At 59.6% G+C, this 12,065-nt stretch carries 11 protein-coding genes; 5 read left to right on the forward strand and 6 right to left on the reverse strand.

The annotated features are described in order from the left end of the window. Positions 1 to 4 precede the first annotated feature (4 nt). On the forward strand, positions 5 to 880 hold the full coding sequence (gene pdxY, locus AGR13A_RS12255; RefSeq protein WP_035224685.1) for a pyridoxal kinase PdxY: 876 nt from the start codon (positions 5 to 7) through the stop codon (positions 878 to 880). A 74-nt stretch (positions 881 to 954) separates the two neighbouring features. Next, on the forward strand, positions 955 to 1,596 hold the full coding sequence (locus tag AGR13A_RS12260) for a carbonic anhydrase (protein WP_035224474.1): 642 nt from the start codon (positions 955 to 957) through the stop codon (positions 1,594 to 1,596). Between the two features lie 241 nt (positions 1,597 to 1,837). Here AGR13A_RS12260 and AGR13A_RS12265 read toward each other — a convergent pair whose 3' ends face one another. Together AGR13A_RS12265 and AGR13A_RS12270 are read right to left on the reverse strand one after the other, a co-directional pair. Then, positions 1,838 to 2,653 (reverse strand): lytic murein transglycosylase, encoded by an 816-nt coding sequence (locus AGR13A_RS12265; RefSeq protein ID WP_080835861.1) that lies wholly within the window; start codon positions 2,651 to 2,653, stop codon positions 1,838 to 1,840. 214 nt (positions 2,654 to 2,867) lie between these two features. Continuing rightward, complete coding sequence (locus tag AGR13A_RS12270) at positions 2,868 to 3,902, reverse strand: aspartate-semialdehyde dehydrogenase (RefSeq protein WP_035224470.1); 1,035 nt, start codon at positions 3,900 to 3,902, stop codon at positions 2,868 to 2,870. A gap of 507 nt (positions 3,903 to 4,409) precedes the next feature. Here AGR13A_RS12270 and AGR13A_RS12280 point away from each other — a divergent pair. The 3 genes from AGR13A_RS12280 (at position 4,410) to AGR13A_RS12290 (ending at position 9,529) form a co-directional block, all read left to right on the forward strand. Beyond that, positions 4,410 to 6,293 (forward strand): MFS transporter, encoded by a 1,884-nt coding sequence (locus AGR13A_RS12280; protein WP_035224467.1) that lies wholly within the window; start codon positions 4,410 to 4,412, stop codon positions 6,291 to 6,293. Positions 6,294 to 6,489: 196 nt separating this feature from the next. Next, positions 6,490 to 8,064, forward strand: a complete 1,575-nt coding sequence (locus AGR13A_RS12285; protein WP_080835863.1) for a Re/Si-specific NAD(P)(+) transhydrogenase subunit alpha — start codon at positions 6,490 to 6,492, stop codon at positions 8,062 to 8,064. Positions 8,065 to 8,083: 19 nt separating this feature from the next. Beyond that, positions 8,084 to 9,529, forward strand: coding sequence for an NAD(P)(+) transhydrogenase (Re/Si-specific) subunit beta (locus AGR13A_RS12290; RefSeq protein WP_080835866.1), 1,446 nt, complete (start codon positions 8,084 to 8,086; stop codon positions 9,527 to 9,529). 169 nt (positions 9,530 to 9,698) lie between these two features. Here the strand turns inward: AGR13A_RS12290 and rutF are convergent, their stop codons facing one another. Genes rutF through rutC form a run of 4 tightly spaced genes read right to left on the reverse strand, consistent with a single transcriptional unit; the run spans position 9,699 to position 12,048 of the window. Then, positions 9,699 to 10,223, reverse strand: coding sequence for an NADH-dependent FMN reductase RutF (gene rutF, locus AGR13A_RS12295; RefSeq protein ID WP_080835870.1), 525 nt, complete (start codon positions 10,221 to 10,223; stop codon positions 9,699 to 9,701). A 26-nt stretch (positions 10,224 to 10,249) separates the two neighbouring features. Next, on the reverse strand, positions 10,250 to 10,840 hold the full coding sequence (locus tag AGR13A_RS12300) for a malonic semialdehyde reductase (RefSeq protein ID WP_080835874.1): 591 nt from the start codon (positions 10,838 to 10,840) through the stop codon (positions 10,250 to 10,252). Positions 10,841 to 10,856: 16 nt separating this feature from the next. Beyond that, positions 10,857 to 11,648 carry a pyrimidine utilization protein D gene (rutD, locus tag AGR13A_RS12305; RefSeq protein WP_167377487.1) on the reverse strand — a complete coding sequence of 264 codons (792 nt, stop codon included), beginning with the start codon at positions 11,646 to 11,648 and terminating at the stop codon, positions 10,857 to 10,859. Positions 11,649 to 11,661: 13 nt separating this feature from the next. Next, positions 11,662 to 12,048, reverse strand: a complete 387-nt coding sequence (rutC, locus tag AGR13A_RS12310) for a pyrimidine utilization protein C (RefSeq protein ID WP_003492069.1) — start codon at positions 12,046 to 12,048, stop codon at positions 11,662 to 11,664. Between the last annotated feature and the right edge of the window lie 17 nt (positions 12,049 to 12,065).

A 12,065-nucleotide genomic window follows, 5' to 3' on the forward strand; every position in this document is an offset into this window, starting at 1 on the left:
CGTGATGCAGGAAAATACCCAAGGCGCCGTCATCGTCATTTCCAGCCACGTCATGCGTGGTTCCGTCGGCAATCGCGCAGCGGTCTTTGCGCTGGAGACGCTGGGTTATCCGGTCTGGGCGGTGCCCACCATCGTCATGCCCTGGCACCCCGGCCACGGCCCGTCCACGCGGATGCGCTTTCAGGACGACGACTTCGACAAGGCCATGACCGATCTTGAAAACGCCAAATGGATTGGCGAGGTCAAAGCCGTTCTGACCGGTTATTTCGGAAGCGCCGCACAGGTCCGCGCCGTCGCAAGGCTGATCCGCAATCTGAAGGAAAAGAACCCGGCGCTGATTTATGCCTGCGACCCGGTTATGGGCGATCTGGGCGGCCTTTACATTCCCCTTGAGACCGCCGAAGCCATCCGCGATCACCTCATCCCGCTTGCGACCGTCGCGACACCGAACCGCTACGAACTGGCCTGGATGAGCGGCGCCGAGCTTGAAACCAACAATGCCATCATGGATGCGGCGCTCGCACTCGGGCCGCCGAAAATGCTGGTCACCTCGGCCGTGCCGATGATGGCGGGCGGCACCGGCAATCTTTATCTCAGCGGCCGGCACGCCCTGCTTGCCGAACACCGCGCCATAGAGAATGCGCCGAACGGACTTGGTGACCTCATGTCCGCGCTGTTCCTCGCCCGCCTGCTCGAAGGCCTGGATGATGAAAAGGCGCTGCAGCTGGCCACCGCCAGCGTGTTCGAAATTCTGGCCCGCACGAAAAAACGCGAGATGAACGAACTGACGCTTGAGACCGATTCTTCAAGTCTTTCCACACCCATGGCCATGGTGCAGATGCGTCATCTCTTGCATCCTTCACGCAGCAAGCGCAAATAGCGCTTCAGGAATTGGTCTTCAACGCACCAGGTTCGCCCCGTGATCTTGGTCCAAGCATAACGGTACTGCGATAGATGAAAGATTTTCCGGAAACCCTTCTCAACGGCTACAAGAACTTCATGAGCGGTCGCTATGTCGATGAACGCGAAAGATACCGCGTTCTGGCCGATACCGGACAGAAACCGCAGACCCTGTTCATTGCCTGTTGTGACTCCCGCTCGGCGCCGGAAACCATTTTCGACTGCGGACCGGGAGAGCTTTTTGTCGTCCGCAACGTCGCCAACATGGTGCCGCCCTTCGAGCCGGACGGGCAGTACCACGCCACGTCGGCGGCTATCGAATATGCCGTTCAGGTTCTGAAGGTGAAGGATATCGTTGTCATGGGCCATGGCCGCTGCGGCGGCATTCAGGCCGCGCTCGATCCCAATCTCGAACCCCTGTCGCCGGGTGACTTCATCGGCAAGTGGATGAACATGGTCAAGTCGGCCGCCGAGCAAATCCAGAGCAACGATGTCATGACCGCGTCGGAGCGCCAGACGGCGCTGGAACGGGTTTCCATCCGCAACTCCATCGCCAATCTGCGCGGCTTCCCCTTCGTCAAGGCGCAGGAAACCGCCGGCAAGGTCAAGCTGCATGGCGCTTGGTTCGATATTTCGACCGGCGAATTGTGGGTGATGGACGGCAAGACAGGTGATTTTCGTCGCCCGGATCTGTGATTGAAACAGATAGAGAAAGCGAGACGGTCCTGAGTTGCCATCAACCTGCCTGGCAATCAAACCTCTCCTTCGTCATCCTCGGGCTTGACCCGAGGATCCACACCTGACGCGCAATGGATCCTCGGGTCAAGCCCGAGGATGACGTCGATTATGCGGGAGACTTTTGCCGGACGCACCGTGGCTGCGTGCCGGATCAAGCCCGGCATGACGGAAGTGAAATTTTAGTTCGTAGAAAGCAGCCTTATTGGCCGTCGATCGCCTTGCCGATGAAGGCGATGGCCTGCTGATAGACGCTTGCAGCGTTCCAGCCCTGGATGGCCGCATAATTTGCCTGTCCCTGCTGATAGCCAGCGCCGCGCTGCCAGCCGTGGCCGACAAGGAAATTGGCCGTGGAAGCCAGCGCGTCGGCGCGCGAACCCACGAGATCGATCCGTCCGTCGCGGTCGAAATCGACGCCGTAACGGACAACGTTCAACGGCAGGAACTGCGTCTGGCCGATCTCACCATGGGCTGCACCCTTGGCATTGACGTTCAGCGAGCCGCTGCCAACCAGCTTCAGGGCTGCATAGAGCTGCTCGGTGAAATAGTCCGAACGGCGGCAGTCGAAGGAAAGCGTCGCCACGGCGGAAAGCGTGTGCTGGTTACCCATGAAGCTGCCAAAACCGGTTTCCATGCCCCAGATGGCGAGCAGCGGACCGGCCGGCACGCCGTAAGTCCTTTCGATCGAGGCGAAGAGAGAGGCATTGTTCTTCTTCATGGTCTTGCCGCGCGAAATGATCGTCTGACCGCCGCGCTTCTGCATGAACTGTTCGAAGGACAGCTTGAAGCTGTGCTGACCGCGGTCGGCGCTGATGGTGGCCCGGTTGTAGGAAACGCCGGAGAAGGCGCGATCAAGCACCGAAGCGCTGACGCCGCGGCCCGCCGCTTCCTGTTTGAAAGCGCCGACCCAGGCCTCGAACCCTGCCGAAGTATTGCCGCATTGCGCAGCCAGAACCGGCGTCGCTGCCAAAACCGAGACCATGGCCACACCAGCCAGAATTGCCTTCATTGCCCGCATCAAAATCTGCCTTCGATATACTTTCGGGAACTCATCCCGAGAACAAAACGTCACCGCTGTATGAATTCAGGTGCCAAATTGCCTTTTGGCGGCCTAAATTGCCTTTCGGCAGCTAGGCCTGCAAATAAACTGGCCGTGATCATCGCCAATCAGGAAACCCGCCTGCCCCACACAGAACAGACGGGTTATACTTAACGAACCTTAAAAAATCGTATCAGGCTGCCGCCTTGCGGGGCTTGATGAGACCACGATTGACCAGGAGTTCGGCGATCTGGACGGCGTTGAGAGCCGCGCCCTTGCGCAGATTGTCGGAAACCACCCACAGGTTGAGGCCGTTTTCGACCGTCGCATCCTCACGGATACGCGAAATATAGGTCGCATCCTCACCGGCGGATTCGACCGGGGTGATGTAACCGCCATTTTCACGCTTGTCGATGACAAGGCAACCCGGCGCTTCACGCAGGATGTCACGTGCCTGATCGGCGGTGATCTCGTTTTCGAACTCGATATTGACCGATTCCGAATGGCCGATGAAGACCGGAACGCGCACGGCCGTGCAGGTTACCTTGATCTTCGGATCGAGCATCTTCTTGGTTTCAGCCAGAACCTTCCACTCTTCCTTGGTGTAGCCGTCTTCCATAAAGACGTCGATGTGCGGAATGACGTTGAAGGCGATGCGCTTGGTGAACTTCTTGGTTTCGACCGGATCGGCAACAAAGACGGCGCGGGTCTGCTGGAACAGCTCGTCCATGCCTTCCTTGCCGGCGCCGGAAACCGACTGATAGGTGGAAACGACGACGCGCTTGATCTTGGCGAAGTCATGCAGCGGCTTTAGCGCGACGACCAGCTGGGCCGTGGAGCAATTCGGGTTGGCGATGATGTTCTTGCGGGTGAAGCCCTCGACCGCATCGGCATTGACTTCCGGAACGATCAGCGGAACGTCCTGATCGTAGCGCCATGCGGACGAGTTATCGATGACAACGCAGCCCTGCTGGCCGATCTTCGGCGACCACTTCTTGGAAACGTCGCCGCCGGCCGACATCAGGCAAATATCCGTGTCGGAAAAATCGTAGTTTTCGAGGTTGGAAACCTTCAGCGTGCGATCGCCATAGGAGACTTCCGTGCCCTGCGAACGGGCGGAAGCGAGCGGCACGATCTCATCTGCGGGAAAACCGCGTTCGGCCAGGATATTGAGCATTTCGCGACCGACGTTGCCGGTGGCGCCTGCAATTGCAACTTTGAAACCCATGATCAAGCTCTCTTTCTGTCTCTCCTCTTTTGGGTGAGGTGGGAACCCGCATCGCATTGCGGCTTCCTCGATCCCCAGCCAAACCGGGGAGAGAGCGGTGGCCAGAGACGTTAGACGGTTTTAATCGTCGTTTTGGCCGTAATTCGGATAGAATAAGAAAGACGCGGATCATCGCCGGCGGATTGTGCCGGTCCTTCCATGACAATCATGTCTGCAACATGCCTGCGCAAGGTGATGCTCCTTCTTCGCGAGAAGCTATTAGAAGGTTTCTCTGTTGTGTCAAGAAAAAAGGCATGTCCCGGGCCACCCGGCGCGAAGATGCAAAAACCGCCCTGCGACATTTTTGCACGTTATACATTAGACTAAAGTCATAATCCGAAAGCATCGCTCTTATTGGGGTTAATTTTCTGTCACTCTGATGTCATGCGCATTGCACCCTCAAGGGGGAGTCCGGAGGAGAGACAGGGCTCCGCAGTGCGCTCATTTGACATCTGTGGAGGACAGACAATGGCAAACGTTGCAGCCGTGAGCGGCGCCGCCCGTCCCATGACGGGTGAGGAGAAGAAGGTGATTTTCGCCTCTTCTCTCGGAACAGTCTTCGAATGGTACGATTTCTATCTGTACGGCTCGCTCGCGATCTATATCGGCGCGAACTTCTTCAGCCAGTATCCGGAAACGACACGTAATATCTTCGCGCTTCTGGCCTTTGCCGCGGGCTTCCTCGTGCGCCCCTTCGGCGCGCTGGTGTTCGGCCGTCTGGGTGACATTGTCGGCCGCAAATATACCTTCCTGATCACCATTCTCATCATGGGCGTTTCGACCTTCCTCGTCGGTGTCCTGCCCGGTGCATCCCAGATCGGCATCGCAGCCCCGATCATCCTGATCGTCCTGCGCATGCTTCAGGGTCTGGCGCTCGGCGGCGAATATGGCGGTGCCGCCACTTACGTGGCCGAACACGCCCCGAATGGCCGCAGGGGTTATTACACCTCCTGGATCCAGACGACGGCAACGCTTGGCCTGTTCCTGTCGCTTGTGGTCATTCTCGGCGTGCAGTTCGCACTGGGCAAGGAAGCCTTCGCCGCCTGGGGCTGGCGCATTCCCTTCCTCGTCTCGGTTCTGCTGCTCGGCGTATCGGTCTGGATTCGTCTGAAAATGAACGAATCCCCCGCCTTCAAGAAGATGAAGGAAGAGGGCAAGACCTCGAAGGCCCCGCTCAGCGAAGCCTTCGGCCAGTGGAAAAACGCCAAGATCGCCCTGCTTGCCCTCGTCGGCGCCGTCATCGGTCAGGCCGTCGTCTGGTACACAGGCCAGTTCTACGCGCTGTTCTTCCTGCAGAGCATTCTGAAAGTGGACGGCCAGTCCGCCAACATCATGGTCGCGGCAGCGCTCATCCTCGGCACGGGCTTCTTCGTGCTCTTCGGCTGGCTTTCCGACAAGATCGGCCGCAAGCCGATCATCATGGCCGGCCTCGTTCTCGCCATGCTGACCTACTTCCCGCTGTTCAAGGCGCTCACCTGGGCGGGCAACCCGGCACTTGCGCAAGCACAGGCCAGCGTTCGCGCCACCGTGACTGCCGCTCCGGGTGACTGCAAGTTCCAGTTCAACCCGACAGGCACGGCGAAATTCACCACATCCTGCGATATCGCCACCTCGTTCCTGACACGCAACTCCGTTCCCTATGACGTCGTTGCGGGAGCGGCCGGCGAGCCGGCGAGCGTCAAGATCGGCGACGCCACCATCGCCAGCTACGACGCCATCGCAGCCGGCGCGGATGCTTCCGCGAAGGACAAGGCCTTCCAGAAGCAGGTCAACATCGCATTGCACGACGGCGGCTACCCGCTGGTGCGCGGCGCAGCACAGGTGCCGGATGCGAAACTGGATGCCTTCATCGCCGCCAACCCGGAACTCAACCTCAATGCGGTAGCCGTTCGTGCCGCCGACAAGAAGATGGTTGCGACCGACAAGCTGGTGGCGGACAAGCTGCTGACGCCGGCCGAGACCGCCGGAGCGGCGGAAATGGCCGTCTACACGATTGCCGGCGGTGGCACCTTCGCCATGGTCGCCGATCCGGCTGCCGTGAACTGGGTCGTCATCATCGCCGTTCTGACCGTCCTCGTCATCTATGTGACGATGGTCTACGGGCCGATCGCGGCGCTCTTGGTCGAACTGTTCCCGACCCGCATCCGCTACTCCGGCATGTCGCTGCCCTATCACATCGGCAACGGCTGGTTCGGCGGCCTTCTGCCCGCCACCGCCTTTGCGATGAGCGCGGCGAAGGGCGATATCTACTATGGTCTCTGGTATCCGATCGTTTTTGCAGGCATCACGCTGGTCGTCGGCCTGCTGTTCCTGCCGGAAACCAAGGATCGCGACATCCACACCATGGATTGAGCCACGTCCTGACGGACATTTTTGGAACCCGGCGCGCAGGCGCCGGGTTCTTTTATTGCGCCACACGCCGCAATATCGAATGAACTGTCGCAGGGGGCTGTCATTGCGTCGCAGGCAAGACAAAATCAATATGGAGACAAAGCCCCCCTGAATAGGTTATGACCCCCCTGTATTTTCAGGCAGAGGGAGAGCCATTTTGAAGATCGGGACGCCTAAGGAATTATATGAGGGCGAAGCGCGCGTCGGTATGACGCCCGACAGCGCCCAGGCATTGCAGAAACTCGGATATGATTGCATCCTCGAAACCGGAGCAGGCAAGGCGGCGGGATTTTCCGACGACGCCTATCGCGCCGCCGGTGTAACAATCGTCGAAAGCGCCGATGCGCTTTACGCCGGTTCTGACATCATCGCCAAGGTTCGTCCGCCGGAAACGTCGGAGATTGATCGCCTGTCTTCGGACAAGACGCTGATCTCGTTCTTCTACCCAGCCCAGAACAAGGACCTTCTGGAACAGGCGAAGGAAAAGGGCGCAAATGTCATCGCCATGGACATGGTGCCGCGCATTTCCCGCGCCCAGAAGATGGACGCGCTGTCCTCCATGGCCAATATCGCCGGTTATCGCGCGGTCATCGAGGCCGGCAATAATTTCGGCCGCTTCTTCACCGGTCAGGTCACCGCCGCCGGCAAGGTGCCGCCCGCCAAGGTGCTCGTCATCGGCGCAGGTGTTGCCGGTCTCGCCGCCATCGGCACGGCCACATCGCTCGGCGCCATCACCTATGCCTTCGACGTTCGCCCTGAAGTGGCCGAACAGATCGAATCCATGGGCGCTGAATTCGTCTATCTCGATTTCGCCGACCAACAGCAGGATGGCGCCGCCACCGGCGGTTACGCCGCCCCCTCCTCGCCGGAATTCCGCGAGAAGCAGCTCGAAAAATTCCGCGAGCTTGCACCGCAGATCGACATCGTCATTACCACGGCGCTGATCCCGGGCCGCGACGCCCCGAAACTGTGGCTCGCCGACATGGTGGCAATGATGAAGCCGGGTTCGGTCATCATCGACCTCGCCGCCGAGCGCGGCGGCAATTGCGATCTCACGGTTCCCGACCAGCGTGTCGTTTCCGACAATGGCGTCATCGTCATCGGCTACACGGATTTCCCGAGCCGCATGGCCACGCAGGCCTCGACGCTCTATTCCACCAACATCCGTCACATGATGACCGATCTGACGCCCGGAAAAGACGGCAAGCCGGTTCACAACATGGAAGACGATGTCATCCGTGGTGCGACGGTCACCTATCAGGGTGAAATTACTTATCCCCCGCCGCCGCCGAAGATCCAGGCCATTGCCGCGCAGAAACCAAAGGAAAAAGCAAAGGAGCTGACGCCGGAGGAAAAGCACGCCAAGGAACGTGCCGAGTTCAAGGCGCAGACGAAAAGCCAGGTCGGTCTGCTCGTCGCCGGCACGGCGGTCCTGCTTCTCGTCGGCCTTTATGCGCCGGCAAGTTTCATGAGCCATTTCATCGTCTTCGTGCTCGCCTGCTTTGTCGGCTTCCAGGTCATCTGGAATGTCAGCCACTCGCTGCACACGCCGCTGATGGCGGTGACGAATGCGATTTCCGGCATCGTCATCATCGGCGCGCTGCTGCAGATCGGTTCCGGCAACTGGCTGGTGGTGATCCTCGCCTCGCTTTCCGTCCTGATCGCGACGATCAACATCGTCGGCGGTTTCCTCGTGACACGGCGCATGCTCGCCATGTTCCAGAAGTCCTGAGCCGTGTAGGGGACAGTTTATGACCATTGGTATCGTTTCCGCGGCCTATGTTGCCGCAGCCGTTCTTTTCATCCTTTCTCTTGGCGGCCTTTCCGGACAGGAAAGCGCAAAACGCGCCGTCTGGTACGGCATAACAGGCATGGGCCTCGCCATTGTCGCCACCGTCTTCGGCCCTGAAATCAGCAAGGGCGTCGGGCAGTGGCTCGTTGTGCTGCTGATGCTGGCGGGCGGCTCCGTTCTCGGTTATTTCGTCGCAAGCCGCGTGCAGATGACCGAAATGCCGCAGCTTGTTGCAGCCCTTCACTCCTTCGTCGGCCTCGCCGCCGTCTTCATCGGCTTCAACGCCCATATCGAGGAAGCGCATGTCGCCTCGCTCGATGAGACCGCGCGTTCGTTGCTGACCGGCTTTTCCGCCATCCTCGCCCACAAGACGCCAGTTGAACTGGCGATCATGAAGGTCGAGGTCTTCCTCGGCGTCTTCATCGGCGCGGTCACCTTCACCGGCTCCGTCGTCGCCTTCGGCAAGCTTGCCGGCAAGGTGGACGGCAAGGCGAAGAAGCTGCCCGGCGGACATCTGCTCAATGCCGGCGCTGCAATCCTGTCGCTCGTGCTGCTTATCATGTATTGCAACGGCGCGGGCGCATGGACGCTGGTGCTGATGACACTGGCCGCCTTCTTCATCGGTTATCACCTGATCATGGGTATCGGCGGCGCCGACATGCCTGTCGTCGTTTCGATGCTGAACAGCTATTCCGGCTGGGCGGCAGCCGCCATCGGCTTCACGCTCGGCAACGATCTGCTGATCGTGACAGGCGCGCTGGTCGGCTCCTCGGGTGCGATCCTCTCCTACATCATGTGCAAGGCCATGAACCGCTCCTTCATCTCGGTCATCCTCGGCGGCTTCGGCGGCACGACGGGTCCGGCGATGGAAATCGAGGGCGAGCAGGTGGCGATCGACGCCGAAGGCGTTGCCGCAGCGCTGAATGACGCCGACAGCGTCATCATCGTTCCCGGCTACGGCATGGCGGTCGCGCAGGCGCAGGCGGCAGTCTCCGAACTGACCCGCAAGCTGCGCGCCGACGGCAAGACCGTGCGCTTCGCCATCCACCCGGTGGCAGGCCGTCTTCCCGGCCACATGAACGTGCTGCTGGCCGAAGCCAAGGTGCCCTACGACATCGTACTGGAAATGGACGAGATCAACGACGACTTCCCCAATACCGACGTCGTCATCGTCATCGGCTCCAACGATATCGTCAATCCGGCGGCCCAGGACGATCCGAACTCGCCGATTGCCGGCATGCCGGTTCTGGAAGTGTGGAAGTCCAAACTGGTCATCGTCTCCAAGCGTGGCCAGGGCACGGGTTATTCCGGTATCGAGAACCCGCTGTTCTACAAGGACAATACCCGCATGTTCTACGGCGACGCCAAGAAGTCGATCAACGACCTTCTGCCGCTGATCAAGTAAATGAAAAGGGCGTTTCCGGGAGGCCGGAAACGCCCTTTTTTGGTTTCTTCTCGACGTCATCCTCGGGCTTGACCCGAGGATCCATCGCGCGTCTGGTTGTGGATCCTCGGGTCAAGCCCGAGGATGACGACGGTGAGGTTCGAGCTGGTGCTCGGCCAAAACGGCCGCCTCAAAGCACCCGGTAACGCCGGTTGAAATACATCAGCGCCTCATCACCTTCATTGATCTTCATATCCACAACCTCGCAGATCAGAATATCATGCGTACCGCCGTCATGCGCCTCGCGGATGCGGCAATCGAAGGAAACGAGCGCGTCCTCCAGAACCGGGGCACCGGTTTCAAGCACACCCCAACTCCCGGCGGCGAAACGCTCTTCCGCCGGCGTCTTGCCGCCGAAGAGGGTGCTCAGCACCTCGTGTTTTGAAGCAAGCGTATTGATGCAGATGACGCCGTTAGCCTTCACCACCTTGTACGCGGAGGCATTGCGGTTGAGGCAGACGAGAAGCGTGGGCGGATTGTCGGAAACGCTGCAAACCGCCGTCGCGGCAAAGCCCGCCCGGCCTGCCGCACCATCCGTGGTGACGATATTGACCGCCGCACCGAGCCGCGCCATGGCGTTTCTGTATTCGAGGCTGCGCTGCTGTGCAGTCTTCGTCTCCATATCCGCTTCCTTTTCAAGAGACATCATCTGCATCTAAACTATCCTTCCTTAACAGGCCCTCAAGCCAGGACACAGGCCTCTTCAAAGCCAAGGCGCGGCAGGCGACCGAAGAGTTTCGACGGATCGCCATAGCCGAGATTGATCAGGAAATTGGACTTCCACGTCGTGCCTGCGAAAAACGCCGTATCCACCTTGCCTTTGTCGAAACCGGACATTGCCCCGGTATCCAGTCCCAACGACCGGGCTGCTAGGATGAGATAACCCGCCTGCAACGTGGCATTGCGGAAGGCCGTTTCCTCGGCCACATCAGGGCTGGAGGTGAACCACGAACGGGCATCGGCATGCGGAAACAGCATCGGCAGTTTCTCGTAAAATTCGCGGTCGATGGCGGCGATCACGGTGACGGGTGCTGCCATGGTCTTTTCGAGATTGCCCGAAGAAAGCGCCGGCCGCAGTTTTTCTTTCGCTTCCTGGCTGCGCACGAACACGAAACGCCCCGGCGAGCAATTGGCCGAGGTCGGACCCATCTTCGTCAGATCGTAAAGCTCTCTCAGCGTCTCGTCGCCGACCGGCCTGTCAGCCCAGCCATTATGGGTGCGCGCCGCGGTGAAAAGTGCTGCAAGTGCCTTGTCGTCAAGTGCTGTCGTCATTGTCTTAAAAATCCCGTCAGAATGTTCGTATTGCCGGTAGCAGAAACTGCAAAAGCCGAGCGTTGAAAAGGTCAGCTTCGGTAATATTGACCGCATGCGCCCCAAAATCGAGAAGGCAGAGTTCGCCCTGCGGCAAACCCTCGGCGAGACGGAGAGAGCGGGTATAGGGCACCAGAAGATCGTCCTTCGTGCCCACCACCAGAACCGGATTGCCGACCTCGCCAAGTCGACCATCAACATCAAAACCCCTCAGCGCCGCGATGCGCCGAAGCACATTCGCCTTGCCCTGAAAATGCGCGACGCCATGGGCATCGTCCCGCGCCAGCCGCTCCTGATGTTCCGACATCCAGGCAGCCGGATAGAGAAACAGCGGCTGGGCTTTCACGAAAGCCTCGACACCGGATTTCTCCAGAAGCTCGATCCGCACATCGAAGCAGCGCCCGGAATGCGGATCGGCCTTGCTCCATGCATTGATCAGAACAAGCCTGTCGATAAGGCCGGGTTGGCGCAGCGCGATATCGAGCCCGATCAGACCGCCAAGCGCATGACCCATGAAGTGGAATTTCTCGAGGTTCAGCGCAGAGGCGATTTCCAGCACATCATCCGCCATCGCCGATATGCCGCCATCCAGCGGCACCTCGCCGCCAGTCCTGCCGGTTCCGCGATGATCGTAGGTGACGATCCGGAAATGATCGGAAAGGGCTTCGATCTGCGGCGCCCAATAAGAGCCCGATCCGCCCAGCCCGGATGACAGCAGGATTGTGGGCGCCTCAGGATCAGTCCGGCCATGAACCTCGAAATGCATCATCTGCCGTTTCGCCCTATTTGCCGATATGGGCGACGGTAGCGATTTCCACCAGCGCGTCGGGCTTCACGAGGCCGCACTGGATGCAATAACGCGCCGGCTTGTCGCCGGGGAAATATTCGGCATAGACCGTGTTGACGGCCTGGTAATTCGCCCAGTCGGTGATGAAGATATGGTTCATCGTCACGTCCTCCATCGTGCCGCCGGCGGTTTCGATGACGGACTTGATGGTCTCCAAAACATGACGGGTCTGCGCGCTGGCATCGCCCACATGCACGACATTATTGTCCTTGTCGAAAGGCAGCGTACCGGAAACGTAAACCACGCCATCGGCAAGGGTTCCCGGCGAAAAGGGAGCGATGGGTTTGCTGGTGCCGGCGGGCACGACAATCTTCTTCGGCATTTCGTTCTCCTCTTGTG

The sequence above is a fragment of the Agrobacterium genomosp. 13 str. CFBP 6927 genome, assembly GCA_900012615.1.
GTDB lineage: Bacteria > Pseudomonadota > Alphaproteobacteria > Rhizobiales > Rhizobiaceae > Agrobacterium.

What these genes read in the sequence shown, in the direction of transcription:
- rutD (WP_167377487.1), bottom strand. Translation starts at nt 11,648, where the DNA reads ATGATGCATTTCGAGGTTCATGGCCGGACTGATCCTGAGGCGCCCACA.
- AGR13A_RS12260 (WP_035224474.1), top strand. Translation starts at nt 955, where the DNA reads ATGAAAGATTTTCCGGAAACCCTTCTCAACGGCTACAAGAACTTCATG.
- AGR13A_RS12265 (WP_080835861.1), bottom strand. Translation starts at nt 2,653, where the DNA reads ATGCGGGCAATGAAGGCAATTCTGGCTGGTGTGGCCATGGTCTCGGTT.
- AGR13A_RS12300 (WP_080835874.1), bottom strand. Translation starts at nt 10,840, where the DNA reads ATGACGACAGCACTTGACGACAAGGCACTTGCAGCACTTTTCACCGCG.
- rutF (WP_080835870.1), bottom strand. Translation starts at nt 10,223, where the DNA reads ATGCAGATGATGTCTCTTGAAAAGGAAGCGGATATGGAGACGAAGACT.
- rutC (WP_003492069.1), bottom strand. Translation starts at nt 12,048, where the DNA reads ATGCCGAAGAAGATTGTCGTGCCCGCCGGCACCAGCAAACCCATCGCT.
- pdxY (WP_035224685.1), top strand. Translation starts at nt 5, where the DNA reads ATGCAGGAAAATACCCAAGGCGCCGTCATCGTCATTTCCAGCCACGTC.
- AGR13A_RS12270 (WP_035224470.1), bottom strand. Translation starts at nt 3,902, where the DNA reads ATGGGTTTCAAAGTTGCAATTGCAGGCGCCACCGGCAACGTCGGTCGC.
- AGR13A_RS12290 (WP_080835866.1), top strand. Translation starts at nt 8,084, where the DNA reads ATGACCATTGGTATCGTTTCCGCGGCCTATGTTGCCGCAGCCGTTCTT.
- AGR13A_RS12280 (WP_035224467.1), top strand. Translation starts at nt 4,410, where the DNA reads ATGGCAAACGTTGCAGCCGTGAGCGGCGCCGCCCGTCCCATGACGGGT.